Origin of the sequence: Streptomyces sp. AJS327, from assembly GCF_013450295.1 — a bacterium.
Taxonomy (GTDB): Bacteria; Actinomycetota; Actinomycetes; order Streptomycetales; family Streptomycetaceae; genus Streptomyces.
Genome location: NZ_SKBR01000002.1, coordinates 830791 through 856605, shown reverse-complemented (window position 1 = coordinate 856605; position 25815 = coordinate 830791). Strand labels below are relative to the sequence as shown.

At 74.5% G+C, this 25815-nt stretch carries 20 protein-coding genes; 6 read left to right on the top strand and 14 right to left on the bottom strand.

Translation table 11 applies throughout. The annotated features are described in order from the left end of the window. Positions 1–71 precede the first annotated feature (71 nt). The 3 genes from eccE to E0L36_RS13440 all read left to right on the top strand — a co-directional run bounded on the left by eccE (position 72) and on the right by E0L36_RS13440 (position 6092). On the top strand, positions 72–1418 hold the full coding sequence (eccE, locus tag E0L36_RS13450; protein ID WP_308416746.1) for a type VII secretion protein EccE: 1347 nt from the start codon (positions 72–74) through the stop codon (positions 1416–1418). Beyond that, positions 1415–2128 (top strand): hypothetical protein, encoded by a 714-nt coding sequence (locus tag E0L36_RS13445; RefSeq protein WP_180929259.1) that lies wholly within the window; start codon positions 1415–1417, stop codon positions 2126–2128. Before eccE ends, E0L36_RS13445 begins: the two co-directional genes overlap by 4 nt. Positions 2129–2792: 664 nt before the next feature. Then, positions 2793–6092, top strand: a complete 3300-nt coding sequence (locus tag E0L36_RS13440) for an SCO5717 family growth-regulating ATPase (protein ID WP_180929258.1) — start codon at positions 2793–2795, stop codon at positions 6090–6092. A 121-nt stretch (positions 6093–6213) separates the two neighbouring features. On the opposite strand, the gene E0L36_RS13435 is transcribed toward E0L36_RS13440, so the two are convergent. From E0L36_RS13435 to rimP, 10 genes are all read right to left on the bottom strand, one after another. Continuing rightward, positions 6214–7818, bottom strand: a complete 1605-nt coding sequence (locus tag E0L36_RS13435) for a hypothetical protein (RefSeq protein WP_180929257.1) — start codon at positions 7816–7818, stop codon at positions 6214–6216. Continuing rightward, entirely contained in the window at positions 7811–9934 is a 2124-nt protein-coding gene (locus tag E0L36_RS13430; protein WP_180929256.1) for an ATP-binding protein, read from the bottom strand. The genes E0L36_RS13435 and E0L36_RS13430 overlap by 8 nt, the downstream gene beginning before the upstream one ends. 145 nt (positions 9935–10079) lie before the next feature. Beyond that, positions 10080–11066, bottom strand: coding sequence for a bifunctional riboflavin kinase/FAD synthetase (locus tag E0L36_RS13425; RefSeq protein WP_180929255.1), 987 nt, complete (start codon positions 11064–11066; stop codon positions 10080–10082). A 155-nt stretch (positions 11067–11221) separates the two neighbouring features. Continuing rightward, on the bottom strand, positions 11222–12193 hold the full coding sequence (gene truB / locus E0L36_RS13420; RefSeq protein ID WP_180929254.1) for a tRNA pseudouridine(55) synthase TruB: 972 nt from the start codon (positions 12191–12193) through the stop codon (positions 11222–11224). 4 nt (positions 12194–12197) lie between these two features. Continuing rightward, entirely contained in the window at positions 12198–12725 is a 528-nt protein-coding gene (gene rbfA / locus E0L36_RS13415) for a 30S ribosome-binding factor RbfA (RefSeq protein WP_180929253.1), read from the bottom strand. Positions 12726–12742: 17 nt separating this feature from the next. Then, entirely contained in the window at positions 12743–13039 is a 297-nt protein-coding gene (locus E0L36_RS13410; protein WP_180929252.1) for a DUF503 domain-containing protein, read from the bottom strand. 178 nt (positions 13040–13217) lie between these two features. Next, positions 13218–16316, bottom strand: coding sequence for a translation initiation factor IF-2 (gene infB, locus E0L36_RS13405; RefSeq protein ID WP_180929251.1), 3099 nt, complete (start codon positions 16314–16316; stop codon positions 13218–13220). 150 nt (positions 16317–16466) lie between these two features. Further along, on the bottom strand, positions 16467–16772 hold the full coding sequence (locus E0L36_RS13400; protein WP_180929250.1) for a YlxR family protein: 306 nt from the start codon (positions 16770–16772) through the stop codon (positions 16467–16469). Between the two features lie 61 nt (positions 16773–16833). Beyond that, entirely contained in the window at positions 16834–17901 is a 1068-nt protein-coding gene (nusA, locus tag E0L36_RS13395; protein ID WP_180929249.1) for a transcription termination factor NusA, read from the bottom strand. A gap of 2 nt (positions 17902–17903) precedes the next feature. Then, complete coding sequence (gene rimP / locus E0L36_RS13390) at positions 17904–18452, bottom strand: ribosome maturation factor RimP (protein WP_180929248.1); 549 nt, start codon at positions 18450–18452, stop codon at positions 17904–17906. A 282-nt stretch (positions 18453–18734) separates the two neighbouring features. On the opposite strand from rimP, the gene E0L36_RS13385 reads away from it, so the two are divergent. The 3 genes from E0L36_RS13385 (at position 18735) to E0L36_RS13375 (ending at position 20887) form a co-directional block, all read left to right on the top strand. After that, a complete protein-coding gene (locus E0L36_RS13385; RefSeq protein ID WP_180929247.1) occupies positions 18735–19289 on the top strand; it encodes a hypothetical protein in 555 nt (184 codons plus the stop codon). Further along, positions 19286–19789 carry a ferritin-like domain-containing protein gene (locus E0L36_RS13380; RefSeq protein ID WP_180929246.1) on the top strand — a complete coding sequence of 168 codons (504 nt, stop codon included), beginning with the start codon at positions 19286–19288 and terminating at the stop codon, positions 19787–19789. The genes E0L36_RS13385 and E0L36_RS13380 overlap by 4 nt, the downstream gene beginning before the upstream one ends. Positions 19790–19870: 81 nt before the next feature. Continuing rightward, complete coding sequence (locus E0L36_RS13375; protein ID WP_180929245.1) at positions 19871–20887, top strand: aminoglycoside phosphotransferase family protein; 1017 nt, start codon at positions 19871–19873, stop codon at positions 20885–20887. A gap of 86 nt (positions 20888–20973) precedes the next feature. Here E0L36_RS13375 and E0L36_RS13370 read toward each other — a convergent pair whose 3' ends face one another. From E0L36_RS13370 to ispG, 4 genes are all read right to left on the bottom strand, one after another. Next, positions 20974–22686 carry a proline--tRNA ligase gene (locus E0L36_RS13370; RefSeq protein ID WP_180929244.1) on the bottom strand — a complete coding sequence of 571 codons (1713 nt, stop codon included), beginning with the start codon at positions 22684–22686 and terminating at the stop codon, positions 20974–20976. 105 nt (positions 22687–22791) lie between these two features. After that, complete coding sequence (locus E0L36_RS13365; RefSeq protein ID WP_180929243.1) at positions 22792–23358, bottom strand: GNAT family N-acetyltransferase; 567 nt, start codon at positions 23356–23358, stop codon at positions 22792–22794. Positions 23359–23479: 121 nt separating this feature from the next. Next, positions 23480–24325 carry a GNAT family N-acetyltransferase gene (locus E0L36_RS13360; RefSeq protein WP_180929242.1) on the bottom strand — a complete coding sequence of 282 codons (846 nt, stop codon included), beginning with the start codon at positions 24323–24325 and terminating at the stop codon, positions 23480–23482. Between the two features lie 187 nt (positions 24326–24512). Beyond that, complete coding sequence (ispG, locus tag E0L36_RS13355; protein WP_180929241.1) at positions 24513–25670, bottom strand: flavodoxin-dependent (E)-4-hydroxy-3-methylbut-2-enyl-diphosphate synthase; 1158 nt, start codon at positions 25668–25670, stop codon at positions 24513–24515. Positions 25671–25815 lie beyond the last annotated feature (145 nt).

The following is a 25815-nucleotide window of genomic DNA, read 5'->3' as shown; positions in this document are numbered from 1 at the left end:
CGGGTAGGGTGATGTATCAGTCACATCCCGTGAAACAGTGCTATTGAGGGATATACCAGGGGGTTCGCGCGGTGGCCACAGCGACGGATACGCGGGGCGGTGAGCCGTCCGCCGCCTCGGCGGAGCGACGTCCGGGCGCGGTGGCCCCGGCCTCCACACTGCCCCGCCCGGCCTCCCGCTCCGGGGGGCTCGGTCCGGTTCGGCTGTACCAACTGGTGCTGGTCGAGCTGGGGTTGGCGGTCCTGTTGCTGGGCGCAGCGGCCGGTGGGCTGGTGCTGCTGCCGTCGGTGGTGCTGGCCGCCGCGCTGGTGCTGCTGGCGCTGGTGCGCCGCCGTCGGCGTTCGGCCCGGGAGTGGGTCGCGGTGCTGCTGGCGCTGCGTGCCCGGCGGCGGGCCGCCGCGCTGGCGCCGGTTCCCGCCGCGGTGTCCGGGGCGCGGCCGGGCGGCGAGGCGCGGGAGCGGACGGATCCGGGGTTCGCGCCGGTGGTGGAGTGCGTGCCGAGTCTGCGGACCCACGCCTTCCTGGACCGGGAGCGCCGGGCGGTGGGCATGCTCGGGGACGGCACCTTCCTGACCGCCCTGGTCCGGGTGGAGGCCCAACACGGCGCGCTGCGCCCGGCGTTCGGCAGTCGCGCGCTGCCTCTCGGGCTGCTGCGGGACGCGCTGGAGGTGGACGGGATCGCGCTGGAGTCCGTGCAGGTCGTGCAGCACGTGCAGCCCGCGCCCGCGCCGCACCTGCCGGAGCGGTCGGTGGCGCGGCACAGCTACGCGCCCCTGCAACAGCGGACCGGGGCGCCCGCGCTGCGGCTCACCTGGGTGGCGCTGAAGCTGGATCCGGAGCTGTGCCGGACGGCGGTCGCGGCGCGTGGCGGGGGGCTGGCGGGCGCGCAGCGGTGTCTGCTGCGGGTCGCGGACCATGTGGCGAGCCGTCTGGCGGGCGCTGGCTTCCGGGCGACGGTGCTCGACGAGGAGGAGCTGACCTCGGCGGTGGCCACGTCAATATGCGTCAGCCCGATGGCCATGGCGCGGGCGAGCCGTCCGGACGCCCCGGAGGGACGGCGTACGGCTGAGGCGGCGCGGACGTGGCGGTGCGACGACCGCTGGCACACCAGCTACGCGGTGGGCCGGTGGCCGGAGTTGGGGCGGGCGGCGACGCCGCTGCCCAGGCTGGTGTCGGTGCTGTCGTCGGTGCCCACGCTGTCGACCACGTTCAGTCTGACGCTGGGCCGGGCGGCCCGTGGCGGGGACGCGTCGCTGACCGGCCATGTGCGGCTGACGGGACGTTCGGAGACCGAACTCGTCGGGGCCCGCGAGGTGCTGGAGGGTTCGGCTCGCTCGGCGAAGCTCGGGCTCGTCCGGCTGGACCATGAGCAACTGCCGGGCCTGCTGGCCACGTTGCCGTTGGGGGGTGCCCGTTGAGGTCCGCCGATCCGTGGCCGACGCGCGGGGTGCACGGCCCCCGTGGGGGCGGGCACACGCTGCCGGTCGACGAACTGGGCGCGCTGTCCCTGCCGATCGGGGACGACGGGGTGGTGGTCGGGGCGGACGCCGAGGGGCGTCCGCAGATGGTCGGCTTCCACCATCCGGTGCCGTACGACGTGGTGTTGATCGGCGGGCTGTGGACCGCGCAGGTCCTGGCCCTGCGCACGGCCGGTACCGGGGCGCGGGTCGCGGTGGAGACCGGCCGGGCCACGGCGTGGACGAACCTGGTGCGCGCGGCCGGTGCGGACATGGAGTGCATGACGCTGCACGAGGTGGGACGGGTGCCGCCGATGGGCCCGACGGTGGGCAGCCCGGTGCTGGTGGTGCGGGACTGTGGGATGCGGCCGCCGCGCGGCCGGGTGGCCTCGATGGCCTGGCAGTCGGTGCTGACGCTGCTGCCGTATCTGAGCCCCGTCGCGCCCCGGTTGCTGCGCGGGGCCGCGCTGGTGGGGGTGCAGCGGGTGTCTCCGGAGGAGGCCGAACGCGTGGGCCGGATCATGCGGTTGCCGCAGGCGGAGGTCGACAGTCTGTCGACGCTCGCGGACGGGGTGACGCTCTGGTGCACCCGGCGGGACCGTCGCTACGCGGCGACGGACCCGACCGACGCCGAGTCCGGGCTGCTGGGCGTGCCCCGCCGTCTGGACTGAAGCCCGGCGGAACCCCGGCGGAACCCCGGAGGTGTCCTCGGGGCACTCAACCGCCGTGGGAGCACGCGGTGTTGGGCGTCCGAGTGAGTCCTCCGGAGTCAGCGCCCGGAGACCGTCACCCCGTCAGCCGGAACGGCGCTCTGGCAACCACCGGCCACGTCCGGTTCGTTGAGTCCCCGTCAACGACAGCGGGCGCGTTGGGTCGCGTTGGCGCCGTCGAGCCAGCGGGCGGTCCGCCCCCCGTCGTTCGCGTCCACCGCGCGACGGAGTCCCGGAGCGTGCCGCGCGTCCGGGGGTACGGCGGCGGGCCCGGCTGTCGGCGTCAACTTCCCGTACGGGGGACGCCGTTGGCTTCGGCGACGACCGGGAGGGCCCGGAGGGTGGCGTTCGGCGGGCGGGCACGGAACCATGCGAGGGTGGGGGACGGCGCGGTACCGGTGCCCGCGCGGCCGGGGCCACACCGGACGGGGAAGCGGTGCGCCGCCGGGTCCGCCGAGACGCGAACGAGACCTTCCGCTGATGGGGTCGGGACGGCACGGATCCGTCAACTTCCGCCCCTTTCGCGGTGACGGGACCGCTCTGCCGAGGTATCCACACGATGGCTAGGCTTGGCGGACGCGCGGCGGTTGGACCGGGGTGCACGACCAGAGCAGCAGGAGGACTTGTGAGCAGCGATCGGGACGACATCCGCCTCGGCGGGAGCACGCCCGCATCCGATCCGCTCGACGTGGACGCTGAGCCCGAGCAGGAGACGGAGACGACGGGCGAGTTCACCATCGACTACACGCCGCCCGCCTGGTACACGCAGGGGGCGGGGAGCCCCCTGGCCTCCCTGGCGGAGGGGGGAGCCGAGGCCCCCTCGTCTCCCGCCACCCCGTCCGCGCCGGAGACGCCCGCTGTCCGTGGGGTCTCCCACGAGGCGGACAGCACCGGGGACTTCACGCTTCCCGCGCCCGCCTCCCCGCCGCCGATGCCACTGACCCCGCCGGTGGTCGGCGCTCCCGCCGACGCGGCCACGCCCGGACCGTCCGGTGGCTCCCCCGTAGCGCGACCGGATGCCCAACCGCCCGCGGATCCCTGGCCGTTGAGCGCTGTCACCCCCGAGGCCGGACCGGCCGCCGCGTCGCCGCTGGAGGGCGCCGCCGGCGGTGAGCCGTCCACGACCGCCGCTCCGCCGTCCGTGGAGGCGCGGAAGGAGGCGGAACCGGACACCACGCACGAGCGGGCGATCGGCGCCGAACCGGAGGGCAGCGGCGCCGACTTGACGGCGGCGGACTCCGCGCGGGGCCCGTCACCGGCCACGAACGGGGTGGGGCCCACCGACGGGCGCGCCCCTGACGGCGTGGACCGGGAGCCGGAGGCCGGAGCCTGGGATGGCGCGGCTCCGGGCGCCGCCGACCTGGAGGACGGCGAGACGGTCCGTATCTCCGGCTCCGCGCTGCGCCGCCAACTCGCCGAGCGCGCCGCGCGGGACGAGGCGGAGCGGGAGCCGGACGCCGCGTCGGACCCGTTGCCGGACGCCGGCTCGGTCACCGACCGTGAAGACGGCGCCTCGGAGCGGACCCACGAGGCCCCGGGCCGGACAAGCGAGGCCACGGGCCGGGAGGGCGCGGACCGGGAGGGCGCGGGCACCCGCCGTGACGGTGGGGACGCCGGTGCGCCCGGGGACGCGGAGTCCGGCGTCCCGGCTGCCGAGGCGCCGGACGGCCCTGGCGATGACGGCAGCGCGGGCAAGGACAGCGTCCCGACGGGGGGTTCGGCCGACGGGGACTCCTCGGCGGCACCGTGGGCGAGCGCCGGTGAGGAGCCGGAGGACGCCGTGCCACCGGGGCACGAGCCGTCCGCCGCCGGAGCGCCGGAGCCCTCCGCCGGGGAGGCCGAGGGCTCGGCCGGGCCGGTGGAGGAGCCGGAGGACGCCGCGCCGCCGGTCGGCTCGGCCGGAGACGATCCCCGTCAGGCACCGCCCTGGCCGGTCGCGCCGGGCAGTGTCGGGCCGGGCCGTCTGCCCGGACTGCCCCCGCTGCCACCGGACTTCCAGCCCGCCGCCTCCCCCGCTCCGCCGTGGCCGGTGGCCGGTCAGGGCGGCGCTCCCGCACCCGCCACACCCTCCGCCGACCGGGCTGCGGCGGGGGCTGGAGCGGACGGCCACCCGCCGACGCCGGGGCCCGGCGATCCGCGAGCCGGGGGTGGCCCCGTGGCACCGGGCGCTCCGGCCGCCGGTGGGGACGGCTACCCGCAGGGGCCCGCCACGCCCGGCCCGTGGCACGCGCCGGGCCCGTCCGCGACTCCGGACCCCTGGGGACGGCAGCCACGTCAGGGCCAGGGGGACACCGGGGGGTCCGCCGGACCGGAGGGGTCTCCGTCCGCGTTGCCGTCCGGGGCGTCCGGCGCTCCGGGTGTTCCGGTGCCGCCGAACGCGACCGCGCCCGATATGCCAAGCCCGTACCCGGCGGCTCCGGCCACCCCGGATGCTTCGAGTACTCCGGACGCTCCCGGACAGGGGGGTTCCGCCTCCCCGGCGCGGGGGGTTCCGGTCCCCCCGTCGCCGCCCGGCCCTCCCGGCGCGGAGAGCGGCTACGGCTATCCGCGGCAGCCGGGGCCGGCGACGAGTGCCCCGCTGCCCGCGCCGCGTCCCCAGGCCGAGCCACCCGCCTCCCAGTACCCGACACCGCCGTCCCCGCAGCCGCTGCCCGCGCAGCAGCAGCCGGGTCAGCAGCCACAACAGCCGGGCCAGCCGGGGCAGTTGCCGGAGCTGGCCGCCGGTCGGCCGGGGCAGTCGCCGGACGGTCAGCGGTCGGGGGCCGAGCCGCCGCAGCAGCAGGGACAGGGCGCCTCCCCGCTCGGGTACACGGCGGCGGTGGAGCTGTCCTCGGACCGGCTGGTCAACAGCAAGAAGAAGCCGCGTTCCCAGCAGGGTGGCCGGGGCTCGCGCTTCCGGCTCGGGGGCAAGAAGGAGGAGGCGGAGCGGCAGCGGAAGCTGGAGCTGATTCGCACTCCGGTGCTGTCCTGCTACCGCATCGCCGTGATCAGCCTGAAGGGCGGGGTCGGGAAGACCACGACCACCACGGCGCTGGGGTCGACGCTGGCCACCGAGCGTCAGGACAAGGTGATCGCGATCGACGCCAACCCGGACGCGGGGACCCTCGGCCGCCGGGTGCGGCGCGAGACCGGCGCGACGATCCGGGATCTGGTGACGGCGATCCCGTACCTCAACAGCTACATGGACATCCGCCGGTTCACCTCGCAGGCCCCCTCGGGGCTGGAGATCCTCGCGAACGACGTCGACCCGGCGGTCTCGACGACGTTCAACGACGAGGACTACCGCCGGGTGATCGACGTGCTCGGCAAGCAGTACCCGATCATCCTCACCGACTCCGGGACGGGGCTGCTCTACTCGGCGATGCGTGGAGTGCTCGACCTCGCCGACCAGTTGATCATCATCTCCACCCCGTCCGTGGACGGGGCGAGCAGCGCCAGCACCACGCTGGACTGGCTGTCCGCCCACGGCTACGCGGAGCTGGTGCGGCGGAGCCTGACGGTGATCTCGGGGGTGCGCGAGACCGGGAAGATGATCAAGGTGGAGGACATCGTCGCCCACTTCGAGACCCGGTGCCGGTCCGTGGTCACCATCCCCTTCGACGAGCACCTCTCGGCCGGTGCCGAGCTGGATCTCGACATGATGCGCCCGAAGACCCGGGAGGCGTACTTCAACCTCTCGGCGCTGGTCGCCGAGGACTTCGCGCGGGCGCAGCGGGAGCAGGGGCTCTGGACCTCGGACGGCAACCCGCCCCCGCAGCTGGCCCCACCGCTGCCCGGCCCGGGTCAGCCGGGGCACGGTCTGCCGGGGATGCCCGGCGGTCAGCAGCGGTCGCCGTACGGCCCGCCGGGGCAGCCCGGCCCCGCGCCGGGCGGCTGGCCCCCTCCGGGCCAGCCAGGTCAGCCGGGCCAGCCGCCGGGGCGGTGACCCGCGCCCCCAACGCGCCGGAGGCGGCGGACCGTTGGGGCCCGGGCGATCACCGTCCGGGGACGGCGTCCACCCCGCCGGGCGGGGTGGACGGCGTGCGGCTTCCGTTCGACGGGCCGCGCTACGGCCGGATCGTCTCCCGGAAGGTGTAGCGCTCGCCGCTCTTCGGGCGCAGCTCCACCAGCGCCATCGGCTTGTCCTTCGGGTCACCGCGCTCGTCGAAGGCGATCGGGCCGCTGAGGCCGGGCACGCTGTCGCCGCTGCCGATCTGTAGCAGCATGTTCAACACGCCCCCGGCGTCGACCTGTTCGCGGCCGCTCTCCCCCGCCGCGTCGCGGGCGGCCTCCCCGACGGTGATGACGGTGTCGTGACCCATCATGGCCTGCCCGCTCGCCAGTCCCCGGTCGCCGCCGAACTGTCCCCGGTAGGCGCGCGCGAACTCCGGGTAGGGGTTCGCCGCCCGGCGGGGGTAGATCCGCTCGGCGCCCTCCGGGTGGGCGTAGGCGGTGTACAGCACCTCCACGTCGCTCCGGTCCCAGCGCCGGTGGAAGTCGGGTGCCCCGCCCGTGTCGTCTCCCTGGCCGGTGACCTCCGAGCCCCCGGAGCCGGAGTCGACACCTTCGGAGTCGGTGTCCGGGGCGTCGAAGAACACTCCGAGCGCGCTCGATCCGGAGACCACCGTGATCGGGCAGTTCCGGCCGGGAGCGGTCAACGCCTCGGTGAACATGCGCAGTTCCCGCCCACGTCCGGCGAAGTACACGGCGTCCAGGCGTCGTTCGGGACGGCAGACCTTCTCCGCGATCGAGGCGAGGGCGGTGCCGGAGGCGGAGCGCCCGGACTCGAAGGCGTAGCCGTCGGACTCCAGCCGGAGCCCCTTCTTCCGTACGGCGCCGGTGAAGTCCCGGTCCAGCGAAGTGCTGTAGGTGTCGTCCTCCCGTACGTCCCGCACCACGTCCACCCGGTAGGCGCCCTCGCCGCTCCCCTTCGCCGCCTGCCGCTTCGCGAGGTACCCGGCCGCGGCGAGGGCCTGGTCGCGGTTGGGCACCGAGACCCGGAAGAAGCCCTTCGGACGCTTCCTGGCCAGGCCGTCCGCCGCCACCGTCGAACCGACCGTGGGCACGCCCGCCGTCCGCAGGGCGTTGACGGCCCGGTGCGTGGTGGTCACGCTCTGCCCGAACCCGGCCACCGCGACCAGCGGGTTCTTCCGCTCTCCGGCCATGTCCACCAGCTGGTCCACCAGCGGTTCCCACTGCTCGGCGCCCTGGCCGCTGTTGGCCAGCAGCAGCTTGACCTTGGGTGTGGAACCGCGCCCGCCCTGGTGGTTGAGTTCCAGCTGGGCGAGGTAGGCGCCCTCGACGGCCTGCCGTACGACCGCCCCGCCCCGGTCGTTGGCCGACCGCTCGGAGGGGTCACCGCCCTCACGCGTCGTCATCGGCTCGCTGTAGGCGACGCTCACCCAGGGGTCGCCGGACTTCTCCACCCGCTCGTTCTCGGCGTGGATCAGCCGGCTGACCTTGGCCAGCCCCGGGTCGAACACGTAGGAGCCGTCCGTCACCCCGACGCACTCGTCGCCTGGGCCCCGCTCCACCACCCCGTCGCCGCACCGCTGCGCCCGCTCGTACAGCCGCACCCCGCCGAGGACGGCGGCGGCCAGGACGGCGGCGGCGACGGCGCCCCACAGCCACCAGTTGACCGGTGGTCGCTGCACCACGTACCGGCTAGTCACCCCAGGGCCTCCCGTCGTACCGTGCGGCCATGTCCAGCAGCACCGGCGTCCAGCCGACGCTGTGCGCGTGCGCGGCCAGCGTGCGGAACCGCGCCGCGATCTCGCCGTGCAGCTCGGCCCCCGGATCGCCGAGCGGGTCCCGGAACGGGTCGCCCACCTGGTCGGCCACCGGGTCCTCCAGCGGCTCGGTGCTCAGCCAGCTGGCCGCCAGGAGCCGGGTGATGGTGCGCAACTGCCCATCCACCGCACCGACGTTGAGGTGATCGACCAGCGCCTCGTAACGCTGCCAGGGCTCCTCCGCGCCGCCCTCCGGCGGGCGGACGGGCGCCCGGCGCAGACGGCACAGCTCGGCGCACCACTCCTCGGCGGTCGTCCGGCCGTAGAGGGCGTTGAGGTGCCGCGCGGCGGCGGGGAGGTCGCCCACCGCGAGCCGGTGGTAGGCCACCGTCCCCTCGGCGCCCGCGCGTTCGGCCGCGCGGCGGAGCGCGGCGTGCGCGGCGCCCCACGCCCCCGTGCCCCAGGGCCCTTCCGTCGGGTGACCGTCGTCGTCTCCGGGAGGCCCGGACTCGTCGTCCGGTGGGCCCGTCCCTCCGCCGGGGGGCGCGGGCAGCGCGGCGAGGCGGCGCAGCAACAGCAGCCGCAGCACCGGATGCGGGGGGTCGGTGCGGCCCGCGCCGTCCCGCGGGGTGACCGCGGTGCGCAGGGTGCGCAGCGGGTCGGCGCGGAACTCGTCGAACTCACGCAGCACCGCCTCGGGCGCGCCACCCCAGAGGCCGCTCGCGGTGCGGGCCTGCGCCAGGTCGGCGGGGGCGGCGGCGAGCGGCAGCCGCTCGCGCAGCCGCCCGCTCAGGTCGTGCGGCAGCAGCCGCTCCAGTAACTGGTCGACGAGCCCGTACGAGGGGGAGAACACCCGGCGCAGCCGGTCCTCCCAGGGGGTGCTGTCCTCGTGGTCGGCGAGCGCGTCCAGGACGGCGGCGGTGGCGGCCGGATGGCCGCGCGTCACCTCGTGGACGGTGCGGCCGAGCCAGCGGACCACGTTCTCCACGCGGTGCGGCTTGGGCACCCCGAGGCCCACGGCCCGCACCAGCTCCCCCACCTGACGCTCCACCTCGGAGCCGTTCAGGTCGCACAGCTCTCCCGCGTGCAGCCCACGGCCCAGCTCCTCCGGGGTGAACGCGTCCTGCTGCGCGGACCAGCCGCCCAGCTGGCGCCCGGACCGGACGGCGGCGCGGAAGCCGCTGCCGCGCAGCAGCCGGGGGTAGCTGCCCGCGGTGGCGAGGATCAGCAGCGGGTCGGGCTCATCCGCCTTCTCCCGGCCGGCGAGCAGAATCTCCAGCAGGGCGTTGCCGAGCGGGCTGTCGGCGTTGTCGAGCAGCAGCAGACAACGGGTGGTGCGTCTCCGGTTCCCGGAGCGGGAGGTGTAGGCCCGGCGCAGGTCGTCCAGGAAGGCGTCGACCAACACGGCCTCGGCGCGGGCCCGTTCGGCGCCCTCGGCCTCCCCGTACAGCTGGTTGAGGCGCAGCAGGAAGGCGTCCGGCGCCAGGTGCGGGGCGCCGCGGCGGATGCGGGCCAGCCGCCGTCTGGTGCGGAACCGGGCCCAGCCCAGCTGCCATTCGGGGAGCAGCGGCAGCGCCGCGGTGACCAGCTCGGGAGCCCCGGCCGCGGTGGCGACGGACTCCGCGAGCCGGTTCAGCGTGGTGCTCCGCCCGCTGTCCGGCCCCGCGAGGGCGGCGCGCATCTCGGTGACGGCGGTGTCCCGGTCCCGGGCGCTGACCCGGGTGACGGCCGCCGTCACCAGCAACCCGAAGGAGGGGAAGGTGAGTTGGGGGACGGCTTTCTTCGGGGTGTTGAGGTCGAAGACGATCTGGGCGAGCGCGTCGAGCGGCTTGCCGCCCTGCTGGCCGAGCGCGGCGAGGTCCAGCCGGGAGACGGGCACGCGGTCGGCCCACTCGGCGAGGTGGCGCAGGAGGGTGGTCTTGCCGCTGCCACGCGGGCCGAGCAGCAGCGTGGCGGGGAGCTCCGCGCAGGGCCGCCGGGGGCTGCGCCCGAGCCGCTCCCTGAGGTACTCCTCGATGGCCTTGTCCCGTTCGGACTGTCCGGGCCACTCCCGTTCCACCGCGCCTCCCCCGTCCCCGCGGTACCTTGCCGCGGGACTCCAAGAAAGCGCCAAATGGCCCCGGACACAAGTCAGTTGCCGAAGCCGGTGCGGACGTGCGCGCCGCCGGGGCCGTTCGGACCGGTCGCGGTGGGGCCCCGGGCGATCAGGTGCCGGTGGGCGGGGTCGCCGCGGCGACGGCGGTACGGGCCTCGTCCACGTCGGCCGCCATCCGCGCGGTCAGGTCCTCCAGGGTGGCGAACCGTTCCTGACCGCGCAGGTAGGCCAGGAAGTCCACGGTGACGTGCGCGCCGTACAGGTCGAGGCCCTCGCGGTCGATCGCGTACGCCTCGACGGTGCGCTCCTCCCCGTCGAACTGCGGGTTGGTGCCCACCGAGATGGCGGCGGGCATCGCCTCGCCGGCGGCCGTCAGCCACCCCGCGTAGACGCCGTCGGCTGGCACGGCGGTGTGCGGCGGGGTCTCCAGGTTCGCGGTGGGGAAACCGAGCGCGCGCCCGCGCCGCGCCCCGGGCACCACGACGCCCTCCACCTGGTGCGGGCGGCCCAGCACCTCGGCGGCGCCCCGGACGTCCCCCTCGGCGATCAGGCGCCGGGTGAGGGTGGAGGAGAACGGCTGACCGGCTCCCGCTCCGGAACCCTCTCCTCCGGAACCCTCCCCGCCCTCGTACAGGTCGACGACCTCGACCGCGTAGTCGTAGGTCCCGCCCAGCTCGGTGAGCGCGGCGATGTCCCCCGCGGCCCGGTGCCCGAAGCGGAAGTTGGGTCCCTCCACGACCAGCCGCGCGTGCAACTTGTCCACCAGCACCTTCACCACGAAGTCGGCCGGCGACAGCTGCGAGAACTCCCGGGTGAACGGCAGCACCAGCACCGCGTCCACCCCCAGCGCGGCCATCAGCTCGGCGCGGCGCCGGTGCGGCGTCAGCAGCGGGGGGTGGCTGCCCGGACGGACGACCTCGCTGGGGTGCGGGTCGAAGGTGACCGCGACGGCGGGCACCCCCAGCTCTCCGGCCCGCCGCACCGCCCGTCCGAGGATGAGCTGGTGACCGCGGTGCACCCCGTCGTACGAGCCGATGGTGACGACGCTGCGCCCCCACCCCTCGGGGATGTCCTCCAAACCACGCCAGCGCTGCACGTCCCGCTCCTCGTCGCTACCGGTACCGAGCCGAATACTGTCCCGCCGAACTCTTTCGCGGAACCAAGGGTGCCATGCCGTACAGATGTGCCCTGCGGGGACCCGCGTGGAGCCGCCCGGGCCCCAGCGCGCCCGGCCCGGCTCCCGCCCCGCCGTCAGACGAAGACGGCGAGGCTCTTCGAGCGCCCCTCGTGCTCCTCGACGAGCGCGATCAGCCCCCGCTCCGGGCCGAACACCGCGACCGGGGCGCCCCCGGCCTGGCCGCTCACCGAGCCCGGCATCCTGAGCCGCGCCCCGTTCCCCAGCAGCCGCGCCCCCTCGGCGTCGACCGTCCAGCGCGGGAACGCCGAGGCCGCCGCCTCGTCCAGCGGCAGCAGCGTCAGCGGACGGGACGCCTCCGCGCCCTCCTCGGCCGCGGCCTGCCGGGCCTCGTCCACCTCACGCTGCAACTCCTCCAGCGTGCGCGCCTCGCCCAGCCCGTACGGGCCGACGCGGGTGCGGCGCAGCGCCGTCAGATGCCCCGCGCCGCCCAGCGCCGCGCCCAGGTCGCGGGCGAGCGCCCGCACATAGGTGCCCGAGGAGCAGACCACGGAGACCAGCACGTCGGTGACGGGCGTGCCGTCCTCGGCCCGCGCCTCCCGCAGGTCGTGCACGGCGAACGAGGAGACGGTGACCGGACGGGGCGCGAGCTGGACGTCCTCGCCCTCCCGCACCCGTTTGTAGGCCCGCTTGCCGTCCACCTTGACGGCGCTGACCGCGGAGGGGACCTGGAGAATCTCCCCGGTGAGCCCCGCCACCGCCGCCTCGACCGCGGCCCGGGACAGCCCGGCGGCGCCGGGGGCGGCGGTCCGCTCCCCCTCGGCGTCGTCGGTGACCGTCGACTCCCCGAGCCGGACGGTCGCGACGTACTCCTTCTCGGTCAGCGCGAGGTAGCCGAGCAGCCGGGTCGCCTTGCCAACGCCCAGCACCAGCACGCCCGTCGCCATCGGGTCGAGTGTTCCGGCGTGGCCCACCCGGCGGGTGCGCGCGAGCCCGCGCGCCTTGGCGACCACGTCGTGTGAGGTGAACCCGGCGGGCTTGTCGACGATGACGAGCCCGCCGGGATCGGTGTCCTTCTTCCGTGCCACGGCCTCAGACGTCCCCGCCCTCGCCGCGCCCGGCGCCCTCCGGGCCCCCGGGGGCCCCCTTCTCCGTGTGCTCCGTGTGCTCCGCGCTGTCCGTGGAGTTCTCGGCGCCCTCGCCCGGCTTGCGGTACGGGTCGGCCTCACCCGCGTACGCCGCGCCGGAGGAGGTCTTGCGGACCTCCTCGTCCGAGGCGCGGGCACGGGCCAGGAGATCGTCGATGGTCTTGGCGTTCTCGGGGAGCGCGTCGGGCACGAAGGTGAGGCTCGGGGTGTGCTTGATCCCCGCCGCCGCCCCGACCGCCGAGCGGAGGACGCCCTTGGCGCTCTCCAGCCCGGCCGCCGCCGCGGCGCGGTCCTCGTCGTCCCCGTAGACCGTGTAGAAGACCGTGGCCTCCCTGAGGTCCCCGGTCACCCTGGTGTCCGTGACGGTCACGTGCGTGCCGAGCCGCGGATCCTTGATCCCCCGGTGCAGCTTCTCCGCGACCACCTCGCGGATGAGGTCCGCCAGCCGCTTCGCCCGCGCATTGTCGGCCACTGGTGAGGTCTCCTTGCTCATTCGTCATCGTCACGGTGGATGCGCCGGCGTACCGACAGCAGCTCCACCTCGGGCCGCGCGGCCGTCAGGCGTTCGCAGCGGTCCAGTATCTCCGTGAGGTGCCCCGCGTCCCCCGAGACCACCGCGAACCCGACGGTGGCCCGCCGGTAGAGGTCCTGGCTACCGGTCTCCGCCGCGCTGGCCGCGAAGGTGCGGCGCAGTTCGGCGACGATCGGCCGGACGACGGAGCGCTTCTCCTTGAGCGACCGTACGTCGCCGAGAAGCAGGTCGAAGGAGAGTGTCCCTACGTACATGTGGTGCGGGTACAGCCACCCGTGGGGCCTTGGATACGGACGGTCCGCGCGGCCGGAACACCGGTCACGCGAGCGCACCGTACACGCGACGGCCGGGGCCGATCGACGGAGTTTCCCACCGCGCCGCTCGGGCGCGCCGGGGTTCCGTCGACCGGCCCCTTCCGTGGTACCGGCGGCGTCAGCCGCGCGGCTTCTCGCGCATCTCGTAGGTCGCGATCACGTCGTCGACCTTGATGTCGTTGTAGCTGCCGAGGTTGATACCGCCCTCGAAGCCCTCCCGGATCTCGGTCACGTCGTCCTTGAACCGGCGCAGACCCTCGATGGTGAGGTTCTCCGCGACGACCTTCCCGTCCCGCAGCAGGCGGGCCTTGGTGTTCCGCCGCACCTCGCCGGACCGGATGAGGACACCCGCGATGCTGCCCAGCTTGGACGACTTGAAGATCTCGCGGATCTCGGCGGTGCCGAGCTCGACCTCCTCGTAGACCGGCTTGAGCATGCCCTTCAGGGCGGCCTCGATCTCCTCGATGACCTGGTAGATCACCGTGTAGTACCGGACATCGACGCCCTCGCGCTCGGCCATCTGCGTCGCGCGCCCCTCGGCGCGGACGTTGAAGCCGATGACGATCGCGTCCGAACCCGTCGCCAGGTCGATGTCCGTCTCGGTGACCGCGCCCACGCCCCGGTGCAGGACGCGCAGGTCGACCTCCTCGCCGACATCCAGCTGGAGGAGCGAGGACTCCAGGGCTTCCACCGAGCCGGAGGCGTCACCCTTGATGATGAGGTTGAGCTGCTGGACCTCACCCTCCTTGAGCACCTTGTCCAGGTCCTCAAGCGAGACCCGGCGGGTGCGCTTGGCGAACGCCGCGTTCCGCTCACGGGCGGCACGCTTCTCGGCGATCTGGCGGGCCGTGCGGTCCTCCTCGACCACCAGGAAGTTGTCACCGGCACCGGGGACGTTGGTGAGCCCCTGGACCAGGACGGGGGTCGAGGGACCCGCTTCCTTGACGTTCTCGCCCCGGTCGTCGAGCAGCGCCCGGACCCGGCCGTAGGCGTCGCCCACGACCATGGTGTCGCCGACGTTCAGCGTGCCGCGCTGCACCAGCACGGTCGCCACGGCGCCACGGCCCCGGTCGAGGTGCGCCTCGATCGCGATGCCCTGGGCGTCCTGGTGCGGGTTGGCCCGCAGGTCCAGGGCGGCGTCCGCGGTCAGGACCACGGCCTCCAGCAGCTGCTCGATGTTGACGCCCTCGCGCGCCGAGATGTCGACGAACATCGTCTCGCCGCCGTACTCCTCGGCCACCAGCCCGTACTCGGTGAGCTGACCGCGCACCTTGGTCGGGTCGGCGCCCTCAACGTCGATCTTGTTGACCGCGACCACGATCGGCACCTCGGCCGCCTTGGCGTGGTTCAGCGCCTCGATCGTCTGCGGCATGACGCCGTCGTTGGCCGCCACCACGAGGATCGCGATGTCGGTCGACTTGGCACCCCGCGCACGCATCGCGGTGAACGCCTCGTGACCCGGGGTGTCGATGAAGGTGATCTTGCGCTCTTCGTCGTTCACCGTGGTCTGCGCCTGGTACGCGCCGATGTGCTGGGTGATGCCACCCGCCTCGCCACCGATGACGTTGGTCTTGCGGATGGCGTCCAGCAGACGCGTCTTGCCGTGGTCGACGTGGCCCATGACGGTGACCACCGGCGGCCTCGGCATGAGCTCCTGCTCGCCGCCCTCGTCCTCGCCGAACTCGATGTCGAAGGACTCAAGCAGCTCGCGGTCCTCCTCCTCCGGGCTGACGATCTGGACGGTGTAGTTCATCTCCTCGCCGAGGAGGTGCAGCGTCTCGTCGGACACCGACTGGGTCGCGGTGACCATCTCGCCCAGGTTGAACATCACCTGCACCAGCGAGGCCGGGTTGGCGTTGATCTTCTCCGCGAAGTCGGTCAGCGAGGCGCCCCGGGAGAGACGGACCGTCTCTCCCTTGCCGCGCGGCAGCATGACACCGCCGACCGACGGCGCCTGCATCTGCTCGTACTCCTGGCGCCGCTGCCGCTTCGACTTACGGCCCCGCCGCGCCGGACCGCCGGGACGGCCGAACGCGCCCTGCGTGCCACCGCGGCCACCGGGGCCGCCGGGACGCCCGGCGAAACCGGGACGGCCACCGCCACCGGGACGACCGCCGCCGCCACCGCCCGGACCGCCGCCACCGGGACGGCCACCGCCGCCCGGACGACCGCCGAAGCCGCCGCCACCACCCGGACGGCCACCGCCGCCCGGACGGCCACCGCCGCCACCGCCCGGACCGCTACGGCCCGGACCGGGACGCGGACCGGCCGCCGGACGCTGCGGCATCATGCCCGGGTTCGGGCGGTTGCCGCCCGGACGCGGACCACCAGGTCCGCCACCCTGGCCGCCGCCCTGCGGACGCGGCATGTTGCCCGGCGTCGGACGGCCGCCACCCGGCGCCTGCGGACGCGGGCCACCCTGACCGCCCTGGCCACCCTGACCGGGCTTGGGGCCGCCCTGCTGACCCGGCTTCGGCGCCTGGCCCGGCTTCGGCGCACCCGGCTTGGGCGCCTGCGGGCGCGCCATACCGGTGGAGCCGCTGGAGGTGAACGGGTTGTTGCCGGGGCGCGGACCGGAGGACCGGCCGCCCGGCTTCGGGCCCTGCTGGCCCGGCTTCGGCGCCTGACCCGGCTTCGGGCCACCGCCCTGCCCACCCGGCTTCGGCGCCTGACCCGGCTTGGGGGCACCCGGACGGGGCCCCTGGCCCTGACCCTGACCCTGTCCGGGCCGGGGCGCGCCCGGCTTCGGCGCCGCCGGAGCGGCGTCCCCGGCCGGGGCGGTGAACTCGGGCTTCGAGGGCGAGGGCCCAGCCGGGGCGGGCTTCTCCGCCGGGGGCTTGGGGCCCGGCTTCGGGGCGGCGGGGGCGGACTCGCCACCGGCGTCGCCCTTGGGGCCCGGAGTCGCCGGAGCCGCGGGGCCCGGCTTGGGAACGCCGGGCTTGGGCGCGCCCGGCTTGGGGGCCGCCGACCCGGCGCCCGGCTTGGGCGCCGCGGGCTTCGCGGCCGACTTCTTCGGGGCGGCGGGCTTCGCCGCCGACTTCTTGGCTCCGTTGGAACCGCCCGCGTCGAGGGCGTCGGTGAGCTTGCGCACCACCGGGGCCTCGATCGTCGAGGACGCTGAACGGACGAATTCACCGAGTTCCTGGAGCTTGGCCATGACGACCTTGCTTTCGACTCCAAGCTCCTTGGCGAGCTCGTATACCCGGACCTTAGCCACTTCGCTCCTTACGGCCCGGGGATCGTCCGCCGGACCTTCGCTACTTATGCATGGGCGTACTCATCGCGTACTCATCGAGTGCTCATCGCAATCTCGACCTACTTCCAACTCGCGAGGTACCTGACCCGCGCGGATTCGCGCGGGCTGTTCTTACGGTGCTGCCGTGCCGTTCTGTGCCGCCGTGCTGGACTGTGTGACCAGTGCGTGCAGCTCCACGGTGTCGAACGGCCCCGGGACCCGGAAGGCCCGGTTGAACCCCCGGCGACGAAGGGCCAGCTCAAGGCAGGTCGTCACAGGGTGTACATAAGCGCCCCGACCGGGCAGCGTACCGCGCTGATCCGGGACGCAGCGCCCCTCGACCAGCACCACACGCAGCAGGTCACGCTTGCCTGAACGCCCTCGGCACCCCACACAGGTGCGTTCCGGGCATGCTCGCTCACGCGTCCGGCCAGACACTCGCTAAGTCTACCTCCCCACACCACCCGGATCCCTTGGGGGTCACGGGCGGCGCACTGATTCAGCCCTGCCCCGAACCCCGTCCCGGAGCGCCCCCGGGCGCCGTCGAGCCGCCCCCCGCGGCTCCACCGTCGGTGGTATCCGGCCGAATGTCGATGCGCCAGCCCGTGAGGCGGGCGGCGAGGCGGGCGTTCTGCCCCTCCTTGCCGATCGCCAGCGACAGCTGGTAATCGGGGACAGTGACCCGGGCCGAGCGGCTGGCGAGGTCCAGCACCTCCACCTCGCTCACCCGGGCCGGGGAGAGGGCGTTGGCCACCAGCTCCGCCGGATCGTCCGACCAGTCCACGATGTCGATCTTCTCGCCGTGCAGCTCGGCCATGACGTTCCGCACCCGGCCGCCCATCGGGCCGATGCAGGCGCCCTTCGCGTTCAGCCCGGACCGGGTCGACCGAACCGCGATCTTGGTGCGGTGCCCGGCCTCGCGGGCGATCGCGGCGATCTCCACCGAGCCGTCCGAGATCTCCGGAACCTCCAGCTCGAAGAGCTTCCGCACAAGGTTCGGGTGGGTACGCGAGAGCGTCACCGACGGCCCCCGCACCCCCTTCGCGACCCGCACGACGTACGTGCGCAGCCGGGTGCCGTGCGCGTAGTTCTCCCCCGGCACCTGTTCCTGCGGGGGGAGCACGGCCTCCAGCTTGCCGATGTCCACCAGCACGCTCTTGGGGTCCTTGCCCTGCTGAACGACGCCGTTGACGACGTCGCCCTCGCGCCCGGCGTACTCGCCGAGGGTGACCTCCTCCTCGGCGTCCCGCAGCCGCTGGAGGATCACCTGCTTCGCGGTGGTCGCCGCGATCCGGCCGAAACCGGACGGGGTGTCGTCGTACTCCCGGGGCTCCGCGCCCTCCGCGATCTCGTCCGGGCTCTCCTTGGCCCAGACCGTCACGTGGCCGGTCTGCTGATTCAGCTCCACGCGGGCTTCCCTGCGCCGTCCCGCCTCCGCGGAACCGCCGGACGCCTCACTGCGGTGGTACGCGATGAGGAGGGCCGACTCGATCGCCTCGACCAGCAGGTCGAGCGAGATCTCCTTCTCCCTCACCAGCCCGCGCAGGGCACTCATGTCGATGTCCACGGCTACGCCTCCTCCTGACTCTCCTGAGCGGTGGCCGCGGACCCGTGCTGCGCCTTGTTCTCAGCGGCCTTGCGGTTGAACTCGATCTCCACGCGCGCCGCGGCGATCTCGCCGAAGGCGAGCCGACGGGCGGTGGGCTTGCGCCCCTTCACGCCGGGCACCTCCAGGTCCACGCCCTCGTCGTCCACACCGACGATCCGCGCGGTCAGCTCGCCGCCTCCGGCGCCCTCCGTCAGCCGGGCCCGGACCAGCCGCCCCCGCGCGCGGCGGTAGTGCCTCGGCTCGGTGAGCGGGCGCTCGGCGCCCGGGGAGCTGACCTCCAGGACGTACGGGGAGGTGCCCATGGCGTCGGCCTCGTCCAGGGCCTCGGACAGCTCGCGGCTCAACTCGGCGCAGGTGTCCAGCTCGACGCCCTCGTCGGAGTCGACGGTCACCCGCAGGACGCGCCGCTTCCCGGCCGGCGTCACCTCGATCTCCTCCAGATCGAGGCCCCTCCTGTCCACGTACGGCTCCAGCAGTTCGCGCAGCCGCTCGCTCTGGGTGGTGCTCATCCGGGTGACTCCTCGGCCGCGTGTGCTGTTGTGGGTAGAGGCCATGTGACAGTCGCGTGTCGCGCCCAGCCTAGCGCCTGTCACCGGTTACGCCGACCAGACGGGGGGAGGTGTGGGACGTCCGGGTACGCATGGGGCCGGGCCGGGCGGCCCGTGATCCACTCGCCGCCGGGCGCGGTTACGCTCGCGGGCGGCGCCACGCGACGGCGCCCCGGCGGAGTGCCGTACGGGCCCGCCGTCCGCCGACCCTCTTCGGCCACGCTCACGCTCAGGGAGTCCCTCATGTCCCTCACGCCGTCCCCGGCGACCGCGCGGCCCCCCAGGCGGTCCCTGCTCACCGGCGCGCTCGGCGCCGCCGCCGGTGCCGCGGTCGTCAGCGGCTGCTCGGGCGGGGACACCGAGGACTCCGAACGGGCCGCCGCGGCACGGGAGTTGCGGACGGCCGAAGCCCGGCGGAGCGAACGGTTGCTGGCCAGCTACGAGTCGACGATCGCGGCGCACGAGGGGCTCGCCGACCGGCTCCGGCCGCTGCGCCGCACGGTGGCCCAGCACGCCAGGGTGCTGCGCGGTGGCACCCCGGGCCACGAGTCATCCAGCCCCTCCCCCACCAGCCGGGGCGGGGACGGGGAGCCCGGCGCCGGACCCGCCGCCCGGTCCCGCGAGGTGCCCGGCGACCGGGCGGACGCGCTGAGGGCGCTGGCCAGCGCCGAGCGGCGGGCCGCCGACCGCCGCACCGCCGCGCTCGCCACCGCCCCGCCCGAACTGGCCCGGCTGCTCGCCTCGCTGGCGGCCGCCGGAGCCACCCACGTCTACCTGCTCGGAAAGGACGCGGCATGAGGGAACTCCCGGCGGTGCGGGCGGCGCTCGCCGCCGAACACGCCGTGCTGTACGGCTACGGCGTGGTCGGGGGCAAGATCGAGCGGGGTCGCCGGGACGAGGTGCGGGAGGCGTACGACAGTCACCGGGCCCGCCGGGACACGCTCCAGCGCCGGGTCCGGGAGCTGGGCGGCACCCCCCGGCCCGCGGCGGCGGCCTACGCCCTGCCGTTCCCGGTGCCGGACGGCGAGGCGGCGGTGCGGCTCGCCGCTGAGCTGGAGGACCGGCTGGCGGGCGCCTACGCCGACCTCGTCCGGGCCACCACCGGTGGGCGGCGGCGGGACGCGGCGGCGGCGCTGCGGGAAGCGGCCATCCGGTCGGCGCGCTGGAGAGGGGGCGGCGTAGCCTTCCCTGGGCTCGCCGAACGCGCGTCCACCCCCTCGGAACCACCCTCCGGGGGGTCGCCCGGGACGCCGGACCCCGGGGCGGGCGCGGCAAGCGGTGGTCACGGCAGGCTGTGACGCCGGGCGCCGCCGAGGGGCGCGCGTGCCTGCCGAGCGTTCCGCCAGAACCGTCCCCGCCCGGAAAGGCACAGCTCACGTATGGCTTTCGCGCTGCCACCCGAGCCGCCCCGGCGGCTCGTCGACGCCCTGGAGCGCCACCCCGACCCACGGATCACCGCCACGTCGGCGGACTGGCTCGCCGCGCTGCCGGGGCTGCTCACCCGGCGGCTGGAGCGGTGGGACCTCACCCCGGAGCGGATCGTCTCGCCCGGCGGGCGGAGCAGTCTGGTGGTGCTGGTGCGGCAGGCCGACGGAACCCCGGCGGCACTGAAGCTGCTCGGACCGGCCGGGGCGCCTCCCGAGCGGCGCGCGCGGCGCGAGGCCGGGGCCCTGACCCGCTGGAACGGCCTCGGCGCGGTGCGGCTGCTGCGCGCCGAGCCGGCGGACGGGGCGCTGCTGCTGGAGCGGCTGCACTGCGAGGTCTCGCTGCGGTCGCTGCCGGAGGCGAAGGCGGTGCTGGAGGCGGTCTCCGCGGTGATGCGGCTCTGGGTACGGCCGGACCCGGCGGCCCCCGCCACCCCGGTGGACGGGACGAACGCAGCAAACGCCGGGAACACCGCGGACGTCGAGGACACCGCGGACCGGATGTTCCCGACGGTGGCTGAACGCACTGGCGCCGAGGTGGCGGTGCTGCGCGCGCACGTCCCCGAGGAGGCGGACGCACTGGTGCGGCAGGCGCTGGAGCTGCGGGACGGGCTGCTGGACAGCGCGCCGGAGGGGGTGCTGCTGCACGGCGACTTCCGGCAGGGCACGGTGCTCTCCTCGGACGCGGAGCGCGCGCCCTGGCTGGTGGTGGGACCCGATCCGGTCGTCGGTGAACCCGCCTACGATCTCGCGCGGCTGGTCCGGGACCGGCTGCACGACCTGGTGGGGTCGTCCGGCGCCCCGGCCGCGGCCCGCCGCCGGGTGCGGCGGCTGGCCGACTCCCTCGACCTGGACCGGGACCGGCTGCGCGACTGGTCGGTGTACCGCGCGGTGGAGTCCGGGGTGCGGCATCTCGCCAGTGGCCAGCCGGCGGACGGCGGCACCCTGCTGGAGTTCGCCACCTGGCTGTGAGCGCGGTGGCCCGGAGCGGCCGCCGCGGCCAGCCCGGACGGTTCCGGGCCGGGCGGCGGTCACTGGCCGCGGCTCGCCCACGCGGTTCAGGCGGTGCGGGCGGTGAGCCTGCTCAGCGCGTCGGCGACGGCGAGTTCCTCGCGTTCCCCGGTGCGCCGGTCCTTCAGCTCGACCAGGCCGTCCTTCGCTCCGCGCCCCACGACCAGGATCGTCGGGACGCCGATCAGCTCGGCGTCGGTGAACTTGACCCCGGGCGAGACGCCCGCGCGATCGTCGACGATGACCCGGACCCCGGCGGCGCCGAGTTGCTCGGCCACCTCCAGCGCGAGGTCGGTCTGCGCCGCCTTGCCCGCGGCGACGACGTGCACGTCGGCCGGAGCGATCTCGCGCGGCCAGCACAGCCCCTGCTCGTCGGCGGTCTGCTCGGCCAGTACCGCGACGGCCCGGGAGACGCCCACACCGTAGGAGCCCATGGTGACCCGGGCGGGCTTGCCGTCCTGGCCCAGCACGTCCAGCTCGAAGGCGTCGGCGTACTTGCGGCCCAGCTGGAAGATATGGCCGATTTCGATCGCCCGGTCCAGCTCGATCCCCGTCCCGCACCGGGGGCAGGGGTCGCCGGGCCGCACCACGGCCACATCCAGGTAGGTGTCGACCTCGAAGTCCCGGCCGCAGACCACGTTCCGCGCGTGGGTGTCGGGCTTGTTGGCGCCGGTGATCCAGGCGGTACCGGGGGCGACGCGGGGGTCGGCGAGGTAGCGGAAGGCGGTCCGGGCCATGCCGCCCTGCGGGCCGACGTACCCGCGGACCAGGTCGGGACGGTCGACGAAGTCCTCGGCGGTGACCAACTCGACCTGGGCGGGGGCAAGTTGCTCGCTGAGCTTGCCCATGTCGACCTCGCGGTCCCCCGGCACCCCGACGGCGACGATCTCGCCGTCCACCGTGACCAGCAGGTTCTTCAGGGTCGCCGAGGCGGGCACGCCCAGCTGCGCGGCCAGTGTCTCGATGGTGGGGGTGTCCGGGGTGTCCAGGTCCTCCACCGGGGGGTGGTCGCCGGAGACCGGGGGCACCGTGATCGTGTACGCCTCGGTGTTGGCGGCGTAGCCGCAGGAGGGGCACTGCACGTAGGTGTCCTCGCCGGCGGCGGCCGGGGCGAGGAACTCCTCCGAGGCGGAGCCGCCCATCGCGCCGGAGACGGCGGAGACGATGCGGTAGTCCAGCCCGAGCCGTTCGAAGATCCGCTGGTAGGCGGCCCGGTGCAGGGCGTACGCGTCGGCCAGCCCGGCGTCCGAGACGTCGAAGGAGTAGGCGTCCTTCATGACGAACTCGCGGCCCCGCAGGATGCCGGAGCGGGGACGCGCCTCGTCCCGGTACTTGGTCTGGATCTGGTAGAGGATCACCGGCAGGTCCTTGTAGGACGCGCACTGGTCCTTGACGACCTGGGTGAAGATCTCCTCGTGGGTCGGGCCGAGGCAGTACTCGCCGCCCTTGCGGTCCCGCAGCCGGAACAGCAGTTCGCCGTACTCCTCGTACCGGCCCGACTGCTCGTAGGGCTCCTTGGGGAGCAGCGCGGGGAGCAGCACCTCCTGGCCGCCGATGGCGTCCATCTCCTCCCGGACGACCCGGGTGACGTTCTCCAGCACCTGCTTGCCCAGCGGCAGCCAGCTCCAGATCCCCGCGGCGGTGCGGCGCACGTAGCCCGCGCGCACCAGCAGTTTGTGGCTCGTCGTCTCCGCGTCGGCCGGGTCGTCCCGCAGGGTCTTCAGCATCGACCGGGACAGGCGCTGGACTCGGGCAGCCATGGGGTTCTCCTGGAGGGGCCGTTCAGGGGCGGACGGTGCGGGAATTCCGCGCGGAGCGAGCCTATCCGACCGGCGGACCCGCGCGGACCGGAGCCGCACAGGTGTTCAGCGCCGCAGCGGCAGCCAGGCCCCCATCACCGCGTACGGCCGGGGCGCGCTCGGGAAGTGCACGCGCCGGGCCAGGTCGCGGTAGCCGAGCGCGCGGTAGAGCGCGCGGGCCGGGGTCTCCTCGTCAACTGCGGAGAGCAGTGAGCGCGGGTGTGGAGCCCCGTCGGTGAGCGCCGTGATCAGATGGCGGCCGATACCGCGCTGCTGGAAGTCCGGGTGCACGTGGAGTTCCGTGATCACGAAGGCGTCGTCCAGCCAGCCCGCGTTCCCCTCCCGGGTCAGGTTGGGCAGGACCATCGAGGACCACCAGTGGCCGCGGTCGTTGGGCATGCCGTAGACGAACCCGGCCAGCCGCCCCCGCGCGGTGGTCGCGCCCAGCGCGCGCACCCCGGGGGCGGACGCGTGGCGGCGCACGATGTTCCGCCGGACCCCGACCTCCTCGGGGCTCAGCCCGAAGGCGTCCGCCTGCACGCTCAGCGCCTCGTCCACGCGCGAGGCGAGGTCGAGCGGACCGACGACGGTACCCCCGGAGTCCGGGGCCCACCCCCCGGAAGAATCCAGCATGGCGGGGAGGCTACTTGCTCGGGGGCCCCTCCGCTAACGCCTGTGCCACGCGGTTCCGCCACGGGCCGCGGCCCGTCCGGCCCGGCGGCGGAATCACGCCATCCGCGTACCGGTCCCCGACTCAGAACAACACGCTCATGAACGCCCCGGCCTCCTGGAAGCCGACCCGCCGGTAGGCCGCCCGCGCGGGGGCGTTGTAGTCGTTGACGTACAGGCTGACGAGGGGGGACACCTCGGTCAGCGCGAAGCGCAGCACCGCCGCCATCCCCGTCTCGGACAGGCCCTCGCCGCGGCGCTCCGGGGCCACCCAGACCCCCTGGATCTGGCAGACGTACGGGGTGGCGGCGCCGATCTCCGCCTTGAAGACCACCGCGCCGTCCTCGAAGCGGGCGAACGCGCGGCCCGCGCCCACCAGCTCGGCCACCCGGGCCTGGTAGAGCAGCCCGCCGTCCCCGGCGAGCGGCGAGACCCCGACCTCCTCGGTGAACATCGCGACGCAGGCGGGCAGGATCTGCTCCATCTCGCCCTTGCCGACCCGGCGCACCAGGGGGTCGGGCGTCACGGAGGACGGCATCCGGTCGGCGACCATCAGCGGCTGGTGGGCGCGGACCTCGCGCGCCGGGCCCCAGGAGGGCTCCAGCTGCTCCCAGAGCGCGGCGGTGGGGGTGGCCGGTCCGACGATGGACGAGCAGCGCCGCCCCTGCCTCCGGGCGCGTTCCGCGAAGGCCAGTACCGCCTCGGGGCCGGCGCACAGCGGGACGAGGTTGGCGCCCGCGTAGCACAGGGACTCCAGCCTGCCGTCCTGGTACCAGCCCCACATCTCGCCGCCGAGTCGCCACGGGTCGAGCCCGGCGACCTGTACCCGGGCCGCGACGAAGGCGTTGTTCAACGGTTCGCGGCGGAGTACCGCGAGGACCTCGTCGAGCTCGGCGGGCTCGACGACGCGGGTGGAGGTGCTGGTCAACAACGTGCGGCTGCCTCACCGTACGGCCAGGGGCGGAGGGTATCCCTCGCACTGTACCTCCGTGCGCCGTGCGCCGCCCCCGCTCGGCCCGGCCGCCCCCGGCCGGGAACAAAGGTGCCCCCGGCCCGGAGGTCCGGGCGACGGGGGCACCGTGTGCGGGCGGGGCGGCCGGGCGGCGGCCGCGCCGTCGTCAGCCGGCGACGGAGATCTGCGGTTCGCCGGAGGCGACGCCGTCCTTCTCCATCTGCTCGGCGATCTTCATCGCCTCGTCGATCAGGGTCTCCACGATCTTCGACTCCGGAACGGTCTTGATGACCTCGCCCTTGACGAAGATCTGGCCCTTGCCGTTCCCCGAGGCCACCCCGAGGTCCGCCTCGCGGGCCTCGCCGGGGCCGTTGACCACGCAGCCCATGACCGCGACCCGGAGCGGCACCTCCATCCCGTCCAGCCCGGCGGTGACCTCGTCCGCCAGCTTGTAGACGTCCACCTGGGCGCGGCCGCAGGAGGGGCAGGAGACGATCTCCAGACGGCGCTGGCGCAGGGCGAGCGACTCCAGGATCGAGATGCCGACCTTGACCTCCTCGACCGGCGGGGCCGAGAGGGAGACGCGGATGGTGTCGCCGATGCCCTCGCTCAGCAGCGCGCCGAAGGCGACGGAGGACTTGATGGTGCCCTGGAAGGCCGGGCCCGCCTCGGTGACGCCCAGGTGCAGCGGGTAGTCGCACCGGGCGGCCAGCTGGCGGTAGGCGTTGACCATGACGACCGGGTCGTTGTGCTTCACGGAGATCTTGATGTCCCGGAAGCCGTGCTCCTCGAAGAGCGAGCACTCCCACAGCGCCGACTCGACCAGCGCCTCCGGGGTGGCCTTGCCGTACTTCTCCAGCAGCCGCCGGTCCAGCGAGCCCGCGTTGACGCCGATCCGGATCGGGGTGCCCGCGGACTGCGCGGCGCGGGCGATCTCCTTGACCTTGTCGTCGAACTGCTTGATGTTGCCCGGGTTGACGCGGACGGCCGCGCAGCCCGCGTCGATCGCCGCGAAGACGTACTTCGGCTGGAAGTGGATGTCCGCGATCACCGGGATCTGTGACTTCCTGGCGATGGTGGACAGCGCGTCGGCGTCGTCCTGGGTCGGGCAGGCGACGCGGACGATCTGGCAGCCCGAGGCGGTCAGCTCGGCGATCTGCTGGAGCGTGGCGCCGATGTCCGAGGTGCGCGTGGTGGTCATCGACTGCACCGACACGGGGGCGTCTCCCCCCACGGCCACCGGGCCCACCTGGATCTTCCGGCTGGTGCGACGTTCGGCGAGTTTGATGGGTACGTCCGGCATTCCCAGCGAAATCGCAGTCATCTGGCGAGCAACCCCATGGTCTGATTTCTTGGTCCCGAGATCGACGGGCTCCGGCAGCCGAGATTACGGCACCCCGGGGCCGCTCGGCACATCGAACGGAGAAATCCCCGGCAACCGGAGCACACGTCGCGCCTGGGAACAAACG

What these genes read in the sequence shown, in the direction of transcription:
- ispG (WP_180929241.1), bottom strand. Translation starts at nt 25,670, where the DNA reads ATGACTGCGATTTCGCTGGGAATGCCGGACGTACCCATCAAACTCGCC.
- E0L36_RS13385 (WP_180929247.1), top strand. Translation starts at nt 18,735, where the DNA reads ATGTCCCTCACGCCGTCCCCGGCGACCGCGCGGCCCCCCAGGCGGTCC.
- E0L36_RS13365 (WP_180929243.1), bottom strand. Translation starts at nt 23,358, where the DNA reads ATGCTGGATTCTTCCGGGGGGTGGGCCCCGGACTCCGGGGGTACCGTC.
- E0L36_RS13375 (WP_180929245.1), top strand. Translation starts at nt 19,871, where the DNA reads ATGGCTTTCGCGCTGCCACCCGAGCCGCCCCGGCGGCTCGTCGACGCC.
- E0L36_RS13410 (WP_180929252.1), bottom strand. Translation starts at nt 13,039, where the DNA reads ATGTACGTAGGGACACTCTCCTTCGACCTGCTTCTCGGCGACGTACGG.
- E0L36_RS13380 (WP_180929246.1), top strand. Translation starts at nt 19,286, where the DNA reads ATGAGGGAACTCCCGGCGGTGCGGGCGGCGCTCGCCGCCGAACACGCC.
- rimP (WP_180929248.1), bottom strand. Translation starts at nt 18,452, where the DNA reads ATGAGCACCACCCAGAGCGAGCGGCTGCGCGAACTGCTGGAGCCGTAC.
- E0L36_RS13370 (WP_180929244.1), bottom strand. Translation starts at nt 22,686, where the DNA reads ATGGCTGCCCGAGTCCAGCGCCTGTCCCGGTCGATGCTGAAGACCCTG.